The 17846-nt window shown below is 58.3% G+C and carries 19 protein-coding genes; 13 read left to right on the top strand and 6 right to left on the bottom strand.

From position 1 onward, the window contains the following. The first annotated feature begins 4 nt into the window (after window positions 1-4). The 7 genes from IM295_RS17110 to zinT all read left to right on the top strand — a co-directional run bounded on the left by IM295_RS17110 (window position 5) and on the right by zinT (window position 7452). Window positions 5-1108 carry a cobalamin-independent methionine synthase II family protein gene (locus IM295_RS17110; RefSeq protein WP_041910011.1) on the top strand — a complete coding sequence of 368 codons (1104 nt, stop codon included), beginning with the start codon at window positions 5-7 and terminating at the stop codon, window positions 1106-1108. 201 nt (window positions 1109-1309) lie between these two features. Beyond that, window positions 1310-2581, top strand: coding sequence for an urea ABC transporter substrate-binding protein (gene urtA, locus IM295_RS17105; RefSeq protein ID WP_028013130.1), 1272 nt, complete (start codon window positions 1310-1312; stop codon window positions 2579-2581). A 24-nt stretch (window positions 2582-2605) separates the two neighbouring features. Next, complete coding sequence (urtB, locus tag IM295_RS17100) at window positions 2606-4180, top strand: urea ABC transporter permease subunit UrtB (protein ID WP_193067037.1); 1575 nt, start codon at window positions 2606-2608, stop codon at window positions 4178-4180. Then, complete coding sequence (gene urtC, locus IM295_RS17095) at window positions 4180-5253, top strand: urea ABC transporter permease subunit UrtC (RefSeq protein WP_045630411.1); 1074 nt, start codon at window positions 4180-4182, stop codon at window positions 5251-5253. The genes urtB and urtC overlap by 1 nt, the downstream gene beginning before the upstream one ends. Further along, entirely contained in the window at window positions 5253-6050 is a 798-nt protein-coding gene (gene urtD, locus IM295_RS17090; RefSeq protein WP_193067036.1) for an urea ABC transporter ATP-binding protein UrtD, read from the top strand. The genes urtC and urtD overlap by 1 nt, the downstream gene beginning before the upstream one ends. Window positions 6051-6059: 9 nt before the next feature. After that, window positions 6060-6758, top strand: coding sequence for an urea ABC transporter ATP-binding subunit UrtE (gene urtE / locus IM295_RS17085; RefSeq protein WP_028013134.1), 699 nt, complete (start codon window positions 6060-6062; stop codon window positions 6756-6758). 52 nt (window positions 6759-6810) lie between these two features. Further along, window positions 6811-7452: a metal-binding protein ZinT gene (gene zinT / locus IM295_RS17080; protein WP_041910003.1), complete on the top strand. Its 642-nt coding sequence runs from the start codon at window positions 6811-6813 to the stop codon at window positions 7450-7452. 46 nt (window positions 7453-7498) lie between these two features. Here the strand turns inward: zinT and ydeE are convergent, their stop codons facing one another. Continuing rightward, on the bottom strand, window positions 7499-8692 hold the full coding sequence (gene ydeE, locus IM295_RS17075; RefSeq protein ID WP_193067035.1) for an efflux MFS transporter YdeE: 1194 nt from the start codon (window positions 8690-8692) through the stop codon (window positions 7499-7501). 194 nt (window positions 8693-8886) lie between these two features. Between ydeE and eamA the strand changes: the two genes are divergently transcribed. Beyond that, window positions 8887-9786, top strand: a complete 900-nt coding sequence (eamA, locus tag IM295_RS17070; RefSeq protein WP_028013137.1) for an O-acetylserine/cysteine exporter — start codon at window positions 8887-8889, stop codon at window positions 9784-9786. A gap of 38 nt (window positions 9787-9824) precedes the next feature. Here eamA and marB read toward each other — a convergent pair whose 3' ends face one another. The 3 genes from marB to marR are packed head-to-tail and all read right to left on the bottom strand — an operon-like array spanning window position 9825 to window position 10912. Next, window positions 9825-10043 (bottom strand): multiple antibiotic resistance protein MarB, encoded by a 219-nt coding sequence (gene marB, locus IM295_RS17065; protein WP_028013138.1) that lies wholly within the window; start codon window positions 10041-10043, stop codon window positions 9825-9827. A gap of 33 nt (window positions 10044-10076) precedes the next feature. Then, the gene (gene marA / locus IM295_RS17060) at window positions 10077-10457 is read right to left on the bottom strand and encodes an MDR efflux pump AcrAB transcriptional activator MarA (RefSeq protein WP_008502237.1); all 381 of its coding nucleotides are present in this window, start codon (window positions 10455-10457) and stop codon (window positions 10077-10079) included. A gap of 20 nt (window positions 10458-10477) precedes the next feature. Beyond that, a complete protein-coding gene (marR, locus tag IM295_RS17055) occupies window positions 10478-10912 on the bottom strand; it encodes a multiple antibiotic resistance transcriptional regulator MarR (RefSeq protein WP_028013139.1) in 435 nt (144 codons plus the stop codon). Window positions 10913-11168: 256 nt separating this feature from the next. On the opposite strand from marR, the gene IM295_RS17050 reads away from it, so the two are divergent. Beyond that, entirely contained in the window at window positions 11169-11834 is a 666-nt protein-coding gene (locus IM295_RS17050) for a MarC family NAAT transporter (RefSeq protein WP_041909999.1), read from the top strand. Window positions 11835-11880: 46 nt separating this feature from the next. Here IM295_RS17050 and IM295_RS17045 read toward each other — a convergent pair whose 3' ends face one another. Next, entirely contained in the window at window positions 11881-13077 is a 1197-nt protein-coding gene (locus tag IM295_RS17045) for a sugar transporter (protein WP_193067034.1), read from the bottom strand. Between the two features lie 177 nt (window positions 13078-13254). On the opposite strand from IM295_RS17045, the gene IM295_RS17040 reads away from it, so the two are divergent. From IM295_RS17040 to IM295_RS17030, 3 genes are all read left to right on the top strand, one after another. After that, window positions 13255-14043, top strand: a complete 789-nt coding sequence (locus tag IM295_RS17040) for a PhzF family phenazine biosynthesis protein (RefSeq protein ID WP_045260510.1) — start codon at window positions 13255-13257, stop codon at window positions 14041-14043. Window positions 14044-14069: 26 nt separating this feature from the next. Further along, window positions 14070-14864 (top strand): PhzF family phenazine biosynthesis protein, encoded by a 795-nt coding sequence (locus IM295_RS17035; protein WP_193067033.1) that lies wholly within the window; start codon window positions 14070-14072, stop codon window positions 14862-14864. Between the two features lie 90 nt (window positions 14865-14954). Then, complete coding sequence (locus IM295_RS17030) at window positions 14955-15437, top strand: GNAT family N-acetyltransferase (protein ID WP_193067032.1); 483 nt, start codon at window positions 14955-14957, stop codon at window positions 15435-15437. Here IM295_RS17030 and IM295_RS17025 read toward each other — a convergent pair. Further along, complete coding sequence (locus IM295_RS17025) at window positions 15391-16269, bottom strand: LysR family transcriptional regulator (protein WP_193067031.1); 879 nt, start codon at window positions 16267-16269, stop codon at window positions 15391-15393. The two genes, IM295_RS17030 and IM295_RS17025, sit on opposite strands and share 47 nt — an antisense overlap. 98 nt (window positions 16270-16367) lie before the next feature. On the opposite strand from IM295_RS17025, the gene sad reads away from it, so the two are divergent. After that, window positions 16368-17756 (top strand): succinate-semialdehyde dehydrogenase, encoded by a 1389-nt coding sequence (gene sad, locus IM295_RS17020; RefSeq protein WP_193067030.1) that lies wholly within the window; start codon window positions 16368-16370, stop codon window positions 17754-17756. Window positions 17757-17846: the final 90 nt, after the last annotated feature.

Below are 17846 nucleotides of genomic sequence, written 5' to 3'. Positions count from 1 at the left end.
TTCCATGCAACGACAGCACGCCCCATACCGCGCCGACGTAGTCGGCAGCTTTTTACGCCCGGATGCCATCAAGCAGGCTCGCCTGAAGTTCGCCAGCGGCGAGATAGATGCCGGACAGCTTCGCGCGGTGGAGGACGAGGCTATTCGCCACGTCGTCGAGCAGCAGTGCGCGTGCGGCCTGCATGTGGTGACCGACGGTGAATTTCGCCGTGCCTGGTGGCACTTCGATTTCTTCGACGGTCTTCAGGGCGTTGAGCGTTACGATTCACAGCAGGGGATTCAGTTCAACGGAGTACAAACCAAAGCCCACGGCGTGCGCGTGACCGGCAAGCTGGGCTTTGGCGACCACCCGATGCTGGAAGACTTCCGCTATCTGAAAAGCATCAGCGGCAATGCCCAGCCGAAGATGACCATTCCCAGCCCAAGCGTGCTCCATTTCCGCGGCGGGCGCAAAGACATCGACGCGACGGTGTATCCGGATCTGAACGACTATTTCGACGATCTGGCAACCACCTGGCGCGACGCGATACGCGCATTCTACGACGCGGGCTGCCGTTATCTGCAGCTGGACGACACCGTCTGGGCCTACCTCTGCTCGGACGACCAGCGCCGTCAGATCCGCGAGCGCGGCGACGATGCCGATGAGCTGGCGCAAATCTATGCCCGCGTGCTGAACAAGGCCCTGGAAGGCAAGCCGGAGGATCTGACCATCGGGCTGCACGTCTGCCGCGGTAACTTCCGTTCAACCTGGATTTCCGAAGGCGGCTACGAGCCGGTGGCGGAAGTGCTGTTCGGGACGGTCAACGTTGACGCATTCTTCCTGGAATACGATAACGACCGCAGCGGGGATTTCGCGCCGCTGCGCTTCGTTCGCCCGGGCAAGCAGCAGGTGGTGCTGGGCCTGATCACCACGAAAAACGGTGAGCTGGAGAACCCGGAAGGCGTGAAGGCCCGTCTGGAAGAGGCGGCGAAATACGTGGCGAAAGAGCAAATCTGCCTCAGCCCGCAGTGCGGTTTTGCCTCCACCGAAGAGGGCAACAGCCTGAGCGAGTCCCAGCAGTGGGATAAGGTCCGTCTGGTGACGCAGATCGCCAGCGAAGTCTGGTAAAAGCGCTTCCTCAGCGCTGCATTATAAAAGTGCAGCGCTGTGCCATTCTGAGTCGTTCTCTTTACATCCTGCCGTCTGTCTCCTGCAATAGCGCTTCCTCCATTCTGGCATCCTTTTTGCTCCTGCTTCGCTGACACCTTTTTTCCGCGTCCATGCCGTAACGGACGTTTTCGCACAGCGTTCTTTTTCAGGAGTGAAAATATGCAGCGTCGTACCTTATTAAAAGCCTTTGCGTTATCCGCGTCCGTCGTGGCGATGGGAATGAGTTTTGGCGTGCAGGCGGCCGACACCATCAAAGTGGGGATCATGCACTCTCTGTCCGGCACGATGGCCATCTCCGAAACCCCGCTAAAGGACGTCGCCCTGATGACCATCGACGAGATCAACGCCAAAGGCGGCGTGCTGGGTAAGAAACTGGAGCCTGTGGTGGTGGATCCAGCCTCAAACTGGCCACTGTTTGCCGAGAAGGCCCGCCAGCTGCTGAGCCAGGACAAGGTGGCCGTGGTGTTTGGCTGCTGGACGTCGGTATCGCGCAAATCCGTACTGCCGGTTTTCGAGGAGCTGAACGGCCTGCTGTTCTATCCGGTGCAGTATGAGGGCGAGGAAATGTCGCCAAACGTCTTCTATACCGGCGCGGCGCCGAACCAGCAGGCTATCCCGGCGGTGGAATACCTGATGAGCGAAGACGGCGGCGGGGCGAAGCGCTTCTTCCTGCTGGGGACCGACTACGTTTACCCGCGCACCACCAACAAAATCCTGCGCGCGTTCCTGCATTCGAAAGGGGTTGAGGATAAGGACATCGAAGAGGTTTACACCCCGTTTGGTCACAGCGACTACCAGACCATCGTCGCCAGCATCAAGAAATTCTCCGCCGGCGGCAAAACCGCCGTGGTGTCGACCATCAACGGCGACTCCAACGTGCCGTTCTACAAAGAGCTGGCTAACCAGGGGCTGAAGGCCACCGACGTGCCGGTGGTGGCGTTCTCCGTCGGCGAAGAAGAGCTGCGCGGAATCGACACCAAACCGCTGGTGGGTAACCTGGCGGCGTGGAACTACTTTGAGTCCGTGGATAATCCAACCAACCAGGCGTTCGTCGCGGATTACAAAGCCTATGCGAAGGCGCACAAGCTGCCGAATGCCGATACCGTGGTGACCAACGACCCGATGGAAGCGACTTACGTGGGGATCCATATGTGGGCACAGGCGGTGGAAAAAGCGGGCACCACCGACGTGGATAAAGTGCGCGCGGCGATGGCCGGTCAGTCATTTAAGGCGCCGTCTGGCTTTACGCTCACCATGGATGCTACCAACCATCATCTGCACAAGCCGGTCATGATCGGTGAAATTGAAGGCAACGGCCAGTTCAACGTGGTCTGGCAGACGGAACAGCCGGTGCGCGCCCAGCCGTGGAGTCCGTTCATCGCCGGGAATGACAAAAAGCCCGACCAGCCGATGAAAACCGCCAGCAACTAGGCCATTGCCTCAGGGAGAAACGTCATGAACGCCATGCGCATGTTCATCGCTCTTGTATGGCTTTCCGGACTGCTGCCAGGGATGGCGCAGGCATCGGATGCCGATCGTTTTGTTGCCGCCAGCCGCGGCCAGCAGGCGGAGCTCCTCACGCAGTGGGCCGCCGCGCCGGATGCCGCCAGGCTTCCGCTGCTTCAGTCCCTGCAAAAGGAAAACCTGTATACCGACAGCCAAAAGCACGCCTTTGCGAAGCGTAATGGCGAAATGGTTTCGCTCGGTGAGGCCCGCGCGGCAGTAGGGCAAACCAAAGCCGTACGCCTGACAAACCGGCTGCGCGTGCTGGCTGCAACGGCCATTGCCACGCATCAGCTTGTTAGTGACAGTGTCACCGAAAGACGGGCTGCAGCCCGTCAGCTCCAGCGTGATGCTCAGCCCGACATGCTCGCTTTTCTGGAAAAGCGCGCCGGGGATGAAGCGGACGCTGTGGCGCGTCAGGCGCTGCTGCTGGCGGCGGCAAACCTCCAGCTGGCGAGCCCGCAGCCGGAGGTGCGCCGCAGGGCCGTCGAACTGCTGGGCCAGTCAGACGATCCGGACGTACAGTCCAGACTCACTCCGTTTACCCAGGCGCAGACCGAGCCGGATGCCGGCGTTCGCGCGGCCGCAGAAGAGAGTCTTAGCCAGATTACGCATCGCCTGATGTGGGGCGATCTGCTGGGCCAGGCGTTTATGGGGCTTTCTCTGGGGTCGGTGCTGCTGCTGGCCGCGCTGGGGCTCGCGATCACCTACGGCCTGCTGGGCGTCATCAATATGGCCCACGGCGAGATGCTGATGCTGGGGGCGTACGCCACGTGGATGGTGCAGCAGGCAATGGCCGGGCTTGCCCCTCAGTGGCTGGCGCTCTATCCCGTTATCGCCTTGCCGGTGGCATTCTGCCTGACTGCGGGCATTGGAATGGTGCTGGAGCGCACCGTGATCCGTCACCTGTACGGTCGTCCGCTTGAAACGCTGCTGGCGACCTGGGGGATCAGCCTGATGCTCATCCAACTGGTACGCATGACCTTTGGTGCCCAGAACCTGGAGGTGGCAAACCCGGCATGGCTTTCCGGCGGGGTGCAGGTTTTTGCCAACCTGACCCTGCCGTGGAACCGCATTGTGGTGCTGGGCTTCGTGCTGCTGGTGCTGTTCTTCACCTGGCTGATTCTGAATAAAACGCGTCTTGGTCTGAACGTGCGCGCGGTGACGCAAAACCGCAGCATGGCCGCCTGCTGCGGGGTACCGACCGGGCGCGTCGATATGCTGGCGTTTGGGCTGGGCTCAGGGATCGCCGGGTTAGGCGGCGTGGCGTTATCCCAGCTTGGGAACGTCGGGCCGGAGCTTGGTCAGGGGTACATCATTGACTCGTTCCTCGTAGTCGTTCTCGGTGGCGTAGGCCAGCTGGCAGGCAGCGTGGCCGCCGCGTTCGGGCTGGGCATATTCAATAAAATCCTTGAGCCGCAGATGGGTGCGGTGCTGGGCAAGATCGTGATTCTGGTGGCGATCGTCCTGTTTATCCAGAAGCGCCCTCAGGGGCTGTTTGCGCTGAAAGGGAGGGTGATTGACTGATGAGCCAGCCGCTGACCTTAACGCTGGCGCGTAAAGCGCCGCGCACGACACAGATTGCAGGCAGCCTGCTGGTGGCGTGTCTGCTGATATTACCGTTTTTCGCCTTGCTGCCCGCCACGCATCCGCTGGCGCTGTCGACCTGGATGCTGACGCTCATCGGCAAGATCCTCTGCTATGCCATCGTTGCGGTGGCGCTGGATCTGGTGTGGGGCTACGCCGGCATGCTCTCTCTTGGACACGGCATCTTTTTCGCCCTGGGCGGCTATGCGATGGGCATGTACCTGATGCGCCAGGCGTCAGGCGACGGCCTGCCCGCGTTTATGTCGTTTCTCTCCTGGAGCGAGCTGCCGTGGTTCTGGTGGGGCACCCAGCACTTTGCCTGGGCGCTGGTGCTGATCGTGATGGTGCCGGGTTTGCTGGCGCTGGTGTTTGGCTGGTTTGCCTTCCGCTCGAAGATCAAAGGGGTTTACTTCTCGATTATGACCCAGGCGCTGACCTACGCGGGCATGCTGCTGTTCTTTCGTAACGAAACCGGCTTTGGCGGCAATAACGGCTTCACCGGTTTTACCACGCTGCTTGGGTTTTCGGTGACGGAAACGACCACCCGCATCGCGCTGTTCCTGGCCACCGTGCTGTTGTTGCTCCTGGCGTTGGGCACCGGATTTGCGCTGGCGAAGAGCAAGTTTGGCCGCATCCTGACCGCCGTGCGCGACGCGGAAAACCGCCTGACGTTCTGCGGGTACGATCCGCGCGGGTTCAAGCTGCTGGTGTGGACGCTCTCTGCCGTGCTGTGCGGCCTGGCGGGGGCGCTGTACGTTCCGCAGGTGGGCATTATTAACCCCGGTGAAATGTCGCCGACCAACTCGATAGAAGCCGCCATCTGGGTGGCGCTGGGCGGGCGCGGCACCCTGGTGGGGCCGGTGATTGGCGCGGCGCTGGTGAATGGGGCGAAAAGCTTCTTTACCGTTGCCATGCCGGAGTATTGGCAGCTGTTTCTGGGGCTGATTTTTATCGCCGTCACGCTGTTCCTGCCGCGCGGCGTCTACGGTCTGTTGCGTAAGGGAGAGAAATAATGCAGCCAACGGAAGAGTTATTTACCCGCCAGTTGCCCGGCGATCGCTACCGGGACCAGACTGACCCGGTGCTTCAACTTGAGGCCATTAACGTCAGTTTCGACGGCTTCCAGGCGCTAACCGATCTCACCCTGAATATCGGCGTGGGCGAGTTGCGCTGCGTGATTGGCCCCAACGGGGCGGGTAAAACCACGCTGATGGACGTGATCACCGGCAAAACCCGACCCAAAAGCGGGAGAGCGATTTACGACCAGTCCATCGACCTGACCGCGCTGGAGCCTGCGGCCATTGCCCGCCGGGGCATCGGGCGTAAATTCCAGAAGCCCACGGTGTTTGAGGCGCTGACGGTGTGGGAGAACCTTGAGATCGCCATGAAAACCGATAAATCCGTCTGGGCCAGCCTGCGGGCAACGCTCAACGGCGAGCAGCGCGACCGGATCGACGAGATGCTGATTTTACTCCGGCTGACCGGCGAGCGCGATCGCCGCGCCGGGCTGCTTTCCCACGGACAAAAGCAGTTTCTGGAGATCGGCATGCTGCTGGTGCAGGACCCGCATCTCCTGCTGCTGGATGAACCCGCCGCCGGGATGACCGATGCGGAAACGGAATACACCGCCGAGCTGTTCAAAACCCTGGCGGGCAAGCATTCCCTGATGGTGGTGGAGCACGACATGGGCTTTGTCGAAACGATTGCCGACCACGTCACGGTGCTGCATCAGGGGCGCGTGCTGGCGGAAGGCTCGCTTCGCGAGGTGCAGGCCAACGAGCAGGTGATTGAGGTCTATCTGGGCCGCTAAGGAGCGATAATGTTACAGGTTAACGAACTGAATCAGTACTACGGCGGCAGCCATATCCTGCGCGGCGTGAGCTTCGAAGCCGCTCCCGGTGAAGTCACCTGTCTGCTGGGCCGCAACGGCGTCGGGAAAACCACGCTGCTGAAGTGCCTGATGGGGTTGATCCCGGCGAAAACCGGGGAGGTCATCTGGCAGGGTAAAACGATCACCCACAGCAGGCCGCACCAGCGGGTGCAGTCCGGCGTGGCGTATGTCCCGCAGGGCCGCGAGATTTTCCCGCGCCTGACCGTGGAAGAGAACCTTTTGCTTGGGCTGTCGCGTTTTTCCGCCCGCGAGGCAAAGCAGGTTCCTGACGAGATCTGGCAGCTGTTTCCGGTTCTCAAAGAGATGAAGCACCGCCGCGGGGGCGATCTCTCCGGCGGGCAGCAGCAGCAGCTGGCGATTGGTCGCGCGCTGGCGAGCCGTCCGCAGCTGCTGATTCTGGACGAACCGACGGAAGGCATACAGCCTTCCGTCATCAAAGAGATTGGCCAGGTGATCCGCACCCTGGCAAACAGAGGCGACATGGCAATCCTGCTCGTCGAGCAGTTTTACGACTTTGCCGCCGAGCTGGCCGACAGCTATCTCCTGATGTCCCGCGGCACTATCATTCAGCGCGGGAGGGGCGAAAATATGGAGCAGGAGGGCGTTCGCGGGCTGGTTGCGATCTGAAATGTTATAATATAACATCCTCATTCTTATAAAACGGAATGAGGGCGTTACTTTGGCTGCACATATTGGAAAATTTGCCATGACTCTGGGGGCGCTGCTGGTCAGCGGCCAGCTGTTTGCTCACTCGCACGGCCATCAGATGACCGAAGCGGAACAGAAGGCGGCAAACGGCGTGTTTGAGGATAAAGACGTAAAGGACAGAGCGCTGTCCGACTGGGACGGCACCTGGCAGTCGGTGTATCCGTTCCTGCTGGACGGTTCGCTGGATCCGGTCTTCAAACAGAAAGCGCAGAAGGATAAAAGCAAAACCTTTGACGAGGTGAAAGCCTACTACCGCAAGGGATATGCCACGGACGTGGATGCCATCGGCATTGAAAATAACGTAATGGAATTCCACAGAGGCAAGGCGGTCAGCAGCTGTCAGTATGACTACAGTGGCTACAAAATTCTGACCTACGCATCGGGCAAAAAAGGCGTTCGCTATCTGTTTGAGTGTAAGGATGCCGACAGCAAGGCGCCGAAGTTCGTGCAGTTCAGCGACCACATCATCGGGCCGAAAGCCTCATCGCACTTCCACATTTTTATGGGCAATACCTCCCACGAGGCGCTGCTGAAAGAGATGGACAACTGGCCGACCTATTATCCAAACGAGATGTACAAAGAGCAGGTGGTGGAGGAGATGCTGCACCACTGATGCGTTATTGCCGGGGGGCGGCTTCGCCTTACCCGGCCACTATCTTTTACGCCGCTTTGGGGGATTCGTTCCACGCCTTCACGCTCATTCCCCGCAAAATCATCAGCCAGGCAACGACGATGGCAACCATCATGATTGCAAACAGCGACCAGTGCGGCAGGTTGGTCAGGATAATGCCGGTGATCATCGGGTTTGCCGCCGCGCCGAGCCAGCCCAGCGCCTGCGCGGAAAAATAGCTCGCCTTCATCCCCGGCGGGGCGATGTTGTCGATCAGCATGTATTCACCCGGTGCGTAGATAATCTCACCCAGCGTAAAGATGGCGGCAGCGATGCCCCAGTAAATCAGGTTCTCCCCGGAGAGCATAAAGCCTCCCAGCCCCAGGATAAAAAACAGCGTTGCGGCGGTCATTAAAGGCCGAATATTGCTGGCGGAGATCTTCCGTCCCAGCGCGTACTGCAGCGTCACCACCACGGCGGCGTTAACGGGCAGCACCACGGCGACCACCTTCTGGGCAAAATCGCTGTCGGTATTGGCGGCCAGTACGTATTGCGAAATGCAGCTGGCGAACGATCCGCCCACGTAAGACGCGAGCAGGCCGGAGAGGGTGAACCAGAACAGGGCGCGATCTTTCAGCAGCACCGACGGCTGCCAGGGCATCTTCTCCTCGGCGGTATCCAGCGCGACGCTTTTTTGCACGAAGAAATGTATAAACCCGAGCGGCAGCGCGGCGCAGAAGGCCGCCAGCCAGAACGGCAGCTGCAGGCTGTACATCACCAGCAGGGTGCCAATCGGCGGCCCTATCGTCCAGCCAATGTTCAGGAAGCTGTAGTTGAGCGAGAAGACGCGCGCTTTCTGGCTGGAGGTCAGCACGTCCGAGAACCAGGCTTTCAGCACCGTCGAAAAGACGGAATAGGCGCAGTTAATCAGGGAAAAGAACAGCACTACCAGGGTGACGTTATCCACCAGCGGAATCGCGACAAAACCGGCGATAAAAGCCACGATCGCGATCAGCATGTAGCGTTTTTTATCAAACTTATCGGCCAGAATACCAAATCCCAGGCTGAACACCACGCCAACGGTCAGCGCAATCGTCAGGGCATAACCAATATTCTCGACGCTCATATTAAACACGCGCGTGAGATAAATGGTCATGAACGGCAGCGTTGCCCCCCGACCGATGGTTAATAACAATGACGATGCCAGCAGCGCTGCGGTTGAGCGCCTGAGAGATGGTTTCATATTCCTTCCCGACGGTTGCTTATGCTTTTTTTAGACGAGTGTTAACAGGATTACCATGACATAAGGGGCTTGTATAGCACCCGATTTATCCCTAAGTGCTTCAGCTGCCTGCCAGAAATAATGATCTTCTCGCGGCACACTTTTTTCTGTTACCTTGAACTGTTAACAAATTATTAATAATTCAGGGGCAGGGTATGACGCGTAAAGACGGACTGCTGGCGTTGCTGGTGGTCGTGGTATGGGGACTCAATTTTGTGGTCATCAAGCTGGGATTGCACAACATGCCCCCGCTGATGCTGGCCGGTTTGCGTTTTATGCTGGTGGCGTTCCCGGCGCTCTTTTTCGTCGCCCGTCCGAAAATCCCGTTAAAACTGCTGTTGGGCTACGGTCTGACCATCAGCTTTGGCCAGTTCGCGTTTCTCTTCTGCGCCATCAAGTTCGGCATGCCGGCCGGTCTGGCCTCGCTGGTGTTACAGGCGCAGGCGTTCTTTACCATTATTCTCGGCGCATTTGTGTTTGGCGAACGCCTGCAGGGCAAGCAGCTGGCGGGGATAACGCTGGCGGTATTTGGCGTGCTGGTGCTGATTGAAGCCAGCCTGAACGGTCAGGATGTGGCGCTGCTCGGGTTTATGCTCACGCTGGCGGCGGGGCTGAGCTGGGCGTGCGGCAATATTTTCAACAAGCTGATTATGCAGCACGAGGCGAGGCCTCAGGTGATGTCCCTGGTAGTCTGGAGCGCATTGATTCCGATAATCCCGTTTCTGGTGGCGTCGTTTATTCTGGATGGCCCGGAAGTGATGCTGAACAGCCTGGTCGAGATCGATCTGACTACGATCCTTTCTCTTATCTATCTGGCGTTTGTCGCCACCATCGTGGGCTACGGGATCTGGGGTTCGCTGCTGGGGCGCTATGAGACCTGGCGCGTCGCGCCGCTGTCTTTGCTGGTTCCGGTAGTGGGGCTTGCCAGTGCGGCGATACTGCTGGATGAAACGCTGAGCGCGCTGCAGCTGCTCGGTGCCGTGCTGATCATGGCCGGGCTGTACATCAACGTGTTTGGCCTGCGGGTTCGCCGGGCGGCGCGGGTAAGGGGATAGGGCATAAAAAAGCCCCGCGGCTGCGGGGCAAAAACGAATCAGAGGCCGTGCTGATTATAATAAGGCACGCCTAATTCGTCGGATTTGTCGCTACCAGCACCCATGTGGTTGAAATCATAAGGCGACTGGTCATGTGCTGACGGCAAAATCATCGTGTCATGATTATTTTGCTGCGTTGCACCTGGGGTTTGCTCCGCGAAGGTCTGGCTGGAAAACAGCACCAGCAAGGCGAGGGCGGCGGAGGCGGTAACTTTCATTTTTTCCTCGGTTACGTCTTTTACAGGCGATGATTAACTACAGTGTTTTAACGGATACAGGTAACGGGATTCACCCGGCACGCTGGTGATTCGGTACTTATGAGGCGGCACGTCAAAATAGTTCTTGAACGTACGCGTAAGGGTTTGCTGTGATTCAAATCCGTAACGCTCCGCCAGATAAAGGATCGGTTCATTGCTTTCTTTCAGTTTCTGGGCAATTTCCGTCAGCTTGCGGCTGCGAATATATTGACCTAATGAATGACCGGTCTCTTTTTTGAACATCCGTTGCAGGTGCCATTTGGAGTAACCTGAACGCTCAGACACTTTTTCAAGGGAGAGCGGCGATTCCAGGTTATCTTCGATCCAGTCCAAAATGCTATGAATAGTGATAGCGTCAGTATTGCGTCTGGACATCGTCATACCTCTTTTTCTGTTTACGGCAGTATTTTCTTCAGCAAAAGCTCAAGGGTAGCCACTTCATCTGCCGTTAAGTTTTTTGTTAGTTCCTGATGCAGTGTTTGTCCTACTAATTGATGACATTGCTCGCACATAGCCGCACCATCGCTGGTGAGCCTGACCAGTACGCCGCGTTTGTCATTCGGGTTAGGGCTTCGTTCTACCCATCCTTTGCAGACGAGACGATCGAGCATGCGGGTTAACGCACCCAGATCGACAGAGAGCACCTTTTTCAGCTCAACCGGCGTGATACACACTTCGCAGCGAATGGAACACAGCACTTTGAACTGTGTTGCGGTGATATCCAGCGGTGACAGGTAGTCATTGAGCAGGCGATCTTTTTTCTGGTTAACCATATGAATAAGACGACCCAGCGGAACAACGTCGTTAAAGATATCACTGGTGCTTTTCACAATGATTGCCCTGGCAAGTAGTTTAATCACGGCAGATATTATTGCTCAGGCAAGTATAAGTCAACTGAATGAATCAGCCGATGCCACGAATTGCTAAAACGTTTCATGAACGATTTTTGCAACCTTTCAAATCAGGAAGATAACAAACGGGTATCGTTCCCAAAGGAAAACTATCGTTACGTTGCGCCGATGGCTGAACGTCACACTTTCACCCTATAATTGCGATGTTAAATGTGGATAAGGACAACGACGCACTATGTTGGATTTGATTAAAGCAATTGGTCTCGGGCTGGTGGTACTGCTGCCGTTAGCTAACCCGTTAACGACGGTGGCGCTGTTCCTGGGGCTGGCAGGGAATATGAACAGCGCCGAGCGCAACCATCAGTCGATGATGGCTTCGGTGTATGTGTTTGCCATTATGATGGTGGCCTACTACGCCGGACAGCTGGTGATGAACACCTTCGGGATTTCAATTCCCGGGCTGCGTATTGCGGGCGGGCTGATTGTGGCCTTTATCGGCTTCCGCATGCTGTTCCCGGCGCAAAAAGCGCACGAGTCTCCGGAGGCAACCAGCAAATCTGAAGAGCTGGAGTCCGAACCGAGCGCGAATATTGCTTTTGTACCGCTGGCCATGCCGAGTACGGCCGGGCCGGGAACCATCGCGATGATCATCAGTTCTGCATCGACGGTGCGCGACAGCTCTACCTTCCCGGACTGGGTACTGACCGTTGCACCCCCGCTAATTTTTGCGCTTATTGGGGTTATCGTGTGGGCGTCTCTGCGCAGTTCCGGTGCGATCATGCGCTGGGTGGGCAAGGGCGGTATTGAGGCGATTTCCCGTCTGATGGGCTTCTTACTGGTCTGTATGGGCGTGCAGTTTATTATTAACGGCGTGCTGGAGATTATTAAGACCTACCACTGATGTCATTGCCGGGTGGCGGCTACGCCTTGCCCGGCACAAGCGCACCTCACCCGTGTTGCCCCTGTTCCTCCAGCGCCACCGGCCACTTGCGGAAGATGAGTACCGACCAGACGAGCGCGACGAGCGCCGGAATCGCCCCCAGATAGCCAATCGCCGACATCGATACGTGCAGGCTAATCTGATTACCCACCAGCGCCCCCGCGCCAATCCCCAGATTGAATATCCCCGAGAACAGCGACATCGCCACGTCCGTGGCATCCGGCGCCAGGGCCAGGACTTTCACCTGCATGCCGAGACCAATAATCATGATCGCCACGCCCCAGAACAGGCTCAGGATCGCCAGCTGGCTTTCGCTGCCTGACGCAGGCAGCAGCAGCACCAGGCACGCCAGCAGCAGGCCGATGGCGCTGCTCACCAGCAAGGAGGCATGCTGGTTACCCAGTTTACCAAACAGCACGCTGCCAATAATGCCCGCGCCGCCGAGAATGAGCAGTAAGAGGGTGGCAAAGTTTGCGCTAAAGCCCGCGACCACCTGCACAAACGGTTCAATGTAGCTGTACGCCGTGTAGTGCGCGGTAACCACGATAACGGTAAGCAGGTAGATACTCAGCAGCGCCGGGCGACGCATCAGCAGCGGCAGGCTTTTCAGCGAGCCGGAATGTTCGCTTGGCAGCGCGGGCAGCAGCTTAATCAGACACACCAGCGTCACCAGCGCGCCCATGCCGATGGCAAAGAAGGTGGTACGCCAGCCGAAGTACTGTCCTACGATGCGGCCAATGGGCAGCCCCAGCACCATCGCCAGCGCGGTGCCGGTGGCAATCAGGCTCAAGGCCTGGGCGCGTTTACCCGCCGGCGCGAGTCGAATAGCCAGCGACGCGGTGATCGACCAGAACACCGCGTGGGCAAAGGCAATGCCGATGCGGCTAATGACCAGCACCGTAAAATTCCACGCCATAAACGACAGGACATGGCTGGCAATGAACAGGGCAAACAGGCCGATCAACAGCCTGCGCCGCTCCATCTGGCTGGTCAGCAACATAAACGGCAAAGACATCAGCGCCACCACCCAGGCGTAGATAGTTAACATAATCCCCACCTGCGCCGTTTCCATCTTGAAGCTTTCTGCTATGTCAGACAACAGCCCAACCGGAACAAATTCTGTGGTGTTAAAAATAAATGCGGCAATGGCCAGCGTGACCACGCGTAGCCACGCGACCCTGCGGGAAACTGTGTTCGTTGTCATAGGGATGTCGGAGATTCGTTGCTGGAAAGATGAGAAGGCGATCTTAAAACGTCATACGGCGAAAACTCAACCATTATGTGACGCAGATCTCAATATTTACCTTATGAAAGCGATAGCCGGGGGCGTTGTTTTCATTGAATATAAAAGTACAACACAGCACAGACAGGCGGTAAGACAATGCAGGAGATTGATTTTTATCTGGTAGATGCATTCAGCAATACCTCGTTCGGCGGCAATCCGGCAGCGGTTTGCCCGCTGAACGAATGGCTGCCGGATGAAACGTTACTGAAAATGGCGCAGCAGCATAATCAGTCGGAAACCGCATTTTTCGTCTGCACTAAGGGCGGCATTGAGCTACGCTGGTTTACCACGCTCACTGAAGTCAATCTCTGCGGTCACGCCACCCTGGCCGCCGCGTACGTTCTGTTTAATGAACTCGATTACCCCGACTCGCGGATCCACTTTGATACCGCCTCTGGCCGACTGACGGTCAGCCGGGAGGGAGAGTGGATGACGCTGGATTTCCCGGCGTGCCCGACCCGTGAAGAGACGCCGCCGCCGGAGATGCTCGCGGCGCTCGGTATCCGCCATTACGTTGAAGCCCGTAAAGGCCGCGCCTGGGTGATTGTGCTGGAAAATCCCCGGCAGGTTGAAGCGCTTGCGCCGCGCTTTTCGGCAATGACGCCGGGCGAGCATAAAGTGAGCGTGACGGCACCGGGTGAAGGGGAATATGACTTTGTCAGCCGCTTCTTCTCACCGGGCGTTGCCGTTCCGGAAGATCCGGTGACCGGATCCGCGCACACGATGCTCATCCCCTACTGGAGCGAAAAGCTGGGGAAAACGGCAATGTTTGCCCGTCAGGTTTCGGCGCGCGGCGGGGATGTGCGCTGCGAGCTGAAAGGGGAGCGCGTATTGATGAGCGGACAGGCGTCGTGCTACCTGAAAGGCACTGTGTATCTGCGCTAAAACTGATAACAAAAGAGGAAGAGACAATGCGGGAAATTGATTTTTATCTGGTGGATGCCTTCACCGACAAAACCTTTGGCGGCAACGCGGCAGCGGTATGTCCTCTGGAAGAGTGGCTGCCGGACGAGACGCTTCTCAAAATGGCACAGCAGCATAATCAGTCGGAAACCGCGTTTTTTGTGCGAACCGACGGCGGATTTGAACTGCGCTGGTTCACCACGCTGCATGAAATTAACCTCTGCGGCCATGCGACCCTCGCGGCATCACACGTCATTTTTGAGTATCTGGACTATCCGCACACGGAAATCCACTTTACCACGCGCTTCGTGGGGGAGCTGACGGTCAAACGCAGCGGCGACTGGCTGACGCTGAATTTCCCCGCATGGTCCACGGAGGTCGTCGATAACCCACCGCCTGCACTGTTTAGCGCGCTGGGCATCCCGGCGGCAAAAGAGGTGCGCGTCGGGCGAGACTACCTCGTGGTGCTGGAGAGCCAGCAGCAGGTGGAGGCATTAATGCCGGATATTGGCGCGATGGTTCCGCTGGGCAAAATGGTCTGCGTAACCGCGCCGGGCGAAGGGGAATATGACTTCGTCAGCCGCTTTTTCTGCCCGGGCGAAGGGGTGCCGGAAGATCCGGTTACCGGGTCCACGCACAGCATGCTGATCCCCTACTGGAGTGAAAGGCTGGGTAAGACGTCGCTTAACGCCCGCCAGGTGTCGTACCGCGGCGGGGATCTTCGCTGCGAGCTGAAGGGCGACCGTGTACTCATTGCCGGCCAGGCCACCCTGTACCTGAAAGGGCGGATCTTTTTACGCTAGCGGCTGCGCGATAAGTTAATACTATGAAGCAGCCTGGCAGGCCTGCGCTATGTTGACATTGAGTTACACAAATAAAGCAAGGAGCCTGCCATGTATTCCATTACCTCTGAATCTGCACGTCACCCGGACATTCTTAAGCTGATTGCGGCCCTCGACCGTTATCAGAGCGAACTCTATCCCGCCGAAAGCAACCATCTGCTCGATCTTTCAGAACTGCCCGCGACATCCCTTATCCTGATGATCGTCCGCGACCCGCAGCTTCAGGCCGTTGGCTGTGGAGCTATCGTGCTCAACGGCGACGGAACGGGGGAGATGAAGCGGGTTTATATCGATCCGGCCCATCGCGGGCAACATCTGGCTGAGAAGCTGCTGGCCGCGCTGGAAGATGAGGCCCTGAGCTGTCACTGCCATACCGTACGGCTGGAAACGGGCATCAAACAGCATGCCGCGATTCGTCTTTATGAACGAAGCGGCTACGATAGGCGTCCGGCGTTTGCCCCGTATGTGGACGATCCGCTCAGCCTGTTTATGGAGAAGGCGCTGGTTGAAGACGTTCGTTTAGCAGCGCTATAAACGCTTCCAGCTGGCGGGTCATCGCCCCGCGTCGCCACACCAGCCAGGTAGTGAGCCAGCGCCAGTTTTCCGCCAGCGGCCAGGCTTCAACCTGATGGTGGCCTGGCATACTTTCCAGCATTGAGCGCGGCATCAGCGCGATGCCCGCACCCGCGATGACGCAGGCGAGCATGCCGTGATAGGACTCCATCTCATGAATGCGTCCCGGCGCGGCTCTGTCTGCATGAAACCAGCTCTCCAGGTGTCGGCGATACGAGCAGTTTGCGCGAAAGGCATAAACATCGCTGCCGCTCACCTGCGCAGCGCGCGTTACCTCTGTCTGCCCGGCAGGGGTGACCAGCATCATTTCTTCCCGGTAGACCGGCATTCCCTCCAGCTCCGGGTGCGACAGCGGCCCGTCGACAAAGGCGGCGCTCAGGGTTCCCTCCAGTACGCCATCAATCATCGTCCCGGACGGCCCGGTAGAAAGGGCAAACTGGATGCGCGGATAGCGCTGGTTAAACTGCGCCAGCGTCTCAGGGATGCGCACGGCGGCGGTGCTCTCCAGCGCGCCGAGGGTAAACAGCCCCTGCGGCTCATCGCCCGCGACGACCATGCGCGCTTCATCCACCAGCGCCAGGATCTGCCTGCTGTAGCGCAGGAAGTTATGCCCGGCGGGAGATAAGCGTAAACGCTGGTTCTCACGAATAAACAGCTCCACGCCAAGATCGGCCTCCAGCTGGCGGATGCGGGTCGTCAGATTCGAAGGAACGCGATGCACCTTCTGCGCCGCCTGGGTGATGCTGCCCGTCAGCGCGACGGCGTTGAACATTTCAAGCTGGGTTAAGTCCATAGCATTCTCGTTTCGTGAATAAGGTGGTCAGTATTATTCATTTTTAAGAAATAGCAGAGTGAGCCACACTTAATCAACCGAAATGCGTGGAGAACATCATGAAATATTCATCTGCTACACATGCTCTGTCCGTTAACCCTGCAACGGGCGAAACGCTCGCCTCGTATCCGTGGGCGACGCAGGAAGAGGTTGAACGTGCCATCGCGCTGGCTGATGCGGGCTTTCGTCACTGGCGGTGCGAAAGCGTAGCCCACCGGGCGCAGAAGCTGCGCGATCTCGGCACCGCGCTGCGCGGTCGCGCGGAAGAGATGGCCCGGATGATGTCCCGCGAGATGGGAAAACCCATTCAGCAGGCGCGGGCGGAAGTGGCGAAATCAGCGGGCCTCTGCGACTGGTATGCCGAACATGGCCCGGCGATGCTGAATGCTGAACCCACGCAGGTCGAGAATAACAACGCGGTCATCGAGTATCGTCCGCTGGGGCCAATTCTGGCGGTGATGCCGTGGAACTTCCCGCTCTGGCAGGTGCTGCGCGGCGCGGTGCCGATCCTGCTGGCAGGTAACAGCTATCTGCTCAAACACGCGCCCAATGTGCTCGGCTCGGCGGAACTTATCGCGCAGATTTTTGCGGACGCCGGCTTCCCTGAAGGGGTATTCGGCTGGGTGAACGCCACCAATAACGGCGTAAGCCAGGCGATTAACGATCGTCGCATTGCGGCGGTAACCGTCACCGGCAGCGTGCGCGCCGGGGCAGCCATTGGCGCGCAGGCGGGGGCGGCGCTGAAAAAATGCGTTCTTGAGCTGGGGGGTTCTGACCCGTTCATCGTTCTCAACGATGCCGACCTGGATCTTGCCGTGAAGGCGGCGGTAGCAGGGCGCTACCAGAATACCGGGCAGGTGTGCGCGGCGGCCAAACGGTTCATTGTGGAAGAGGGTATTGCAGACACCTTTACCCGACGCTTCGTTGACGCCGTCGCCGCGTTAAAGATGGGCTCGCCGGATGAAGAAGAGAACTACCTTGGCCCGATGGCGCGCTATGATCTGCGCGATGAACTGCATCAGCAGGTGCAGGCGAGCCTGGCAGAAGGGGCAACGCTGCTGCTGGGGGGAGAGAAAATCAGCGCTGAGGGGAATTATTACGCGCCAACCGTGCTGGCGAACGTCACCCCATCGATGACGGCCTTCCGCCAGGAGCTGTTTGGTCCGGTCGCGGCCATTACCGTTGCGAAAGACGCGGCGCACGCCCTGACGCTTGCCAATGACAGCGACTTTGGCCTGTCTGCCACGGTCTTCACCGCCGACGCAGCGCTTGCGGATAAATTCTCTCGCGAGCTGGAGTGCGGCGGGGTGTTTATCAACGGATACAGCGCCAGCGACGCGCGCGTGGCCTTTGGTGGCGTGAAGAAAAGTGGCTTTGGCCGCGAGCTTTCCCATTTTGGTTTGCACGAGTTCTGTAATGTGCAGACGGTGTGGAAGGATCGCGTGTAATTTATTCGGCCCTCATCACGAGGGCCGTTGTCATTTATCTGCAATGGTTCTGTCATTTTCGTTTCGTAGACTCGCACGCGTCTAACGTCT

The organism is Enterobacter cloacae complex sp. P14RS, from assembly GCF_014895895.1.
Lineage (GTDB): Bacteria > Pseudomonadota > Gammaproteobacteria > Enterobacterales > Enterobacteriaceae > Enterobacter > Enterobacter bugandensis.
Note: the sequence above shows the minus strand (reverse complement) of the source record. Positions and strands in the feature narration are given on the sequence as shown.

What these genes read in the sequence shown, in the direction of transcription:
- urtD (WP_193067036.1), top strand. Translation starts at nt 5,253, where the DNA reads ATGCAGCCAACGGAAGAGTTATTTACCCGCCAGTTGCCCGGCGATCGC.
- eamA (WP_028013137.1), top strand. Translation starts at nt 8,887, where the DNA reads ATGACGCGTAAAGACGGACTGCTGGCGTTGCTGGTGGTCGTGGTATGG.
- IM295_RS17040 (WP_045260510.1), top strand. Translation starts at nt 13,255, where the DNA reads ATGCAGGAGATTGATTTTTATCTGGTAGATGCATTCAGCAATACCTCG.
- IM295_RS17050 (WP_041909999.1), top strand. Translation starts at nt 11,169, where the DNA reads ATGTTGGATTTGATTAAAGCAATTGGTCTCGGGCTGGTGGTACTGCTG.
- sad (WP_193067030.1), top strand. Translation starts at nt 16,368, where the DNA reads ATGAAATATTCATCTGCTACACATGCTCTGTCCGTTAACCCTGCAACG.
- marB (WP_028013138.1), bottom strand. Translation starts at nt 10,043, where the DNA reads ATGAAAGTTACCGCCTCCGCCGCCCTCGCCTTGCTGGTGCTGTTTTCC.
- IM295_RS17030 (WP_193067032.1), top strand. Translation starts at nt 14,955, where the DNA reads ATGTATTCCATTACCTCTGAATCTGCACGTCACCCGGACATTCTTAAG.
- IM295_RS17045 (WP_193067034.1), bottom strand. Translation starts at nt 13,077, where the DNA reads ATGACAACGAACACAGTTTCCCGCAGGGTCGCGTGGCTACGCGTGGTC.
- IM295_RS17035 (WP_193067033.1), top strand. Translation starts at nt 14,070, where the DNA reads ATGCGGGAAATTGATTTTTATCTGGTGGATGCCTTCACCGACAAAACC.
- urtB (WP_193067037.1), top strand. Translation starts at nt 2,606, where the DNA reads ATGAACGCCATGCGCATGTTCATCGCTCTTGTATGGCTTTCCGGACTG.
- IM295_RS17110 (WP_041910011.1), top strand. Translation starts at nt 5, where the DNA reads ATGCAACGACAGCACGCCCCATACCGCGCCGACGTAGTCGGCAGCTTT.
- marA (WP_008502237.1), bottom strand. Translation starts at nt 10,457, where the DNA reads ATGTCCAGACGCAATACTGACGCTATCACTATTCATAGCATTTTGGAC.
- urtE (WP_028013134.1), top strand. Translation starts at nt 6,060, where the DNA reads ATGTTACAGGTTAACGAACTGAATCAGTACTACGGCGGCAGCCATATC.
- IM295_RS17025 (WP_193067031.1), bottom strand. Translation starts at nt 16,269, where the DNA reads ATGGACTTAACCCAGCTTGAAATGTTCAACGCCGTCGCGCTGACGGGC.
- ydeE (WP_193067035.1), bottom strand. Translation starts at nt 8,692, where the DNA reads ATGAAACCATCTCTCAGGCGCTCAACCGCAGCGCTGCTGGCATCGTCA.
- urtC (WP_045630411.1), top strand. Translation starts at nt 4,180, where the DNA reads ATGAGCCAGCCGCTGACCTTAACGCTGGCGCGTAAAGCGCCGCGCACG.
- urtA (WP_028013130.1), top strand. Translation starts at nt 1,310, where the DNA reads ATGCAGCGTCGTACCTTATTAAAAGCCTTTGCGTTATCCGCGTCCGTC.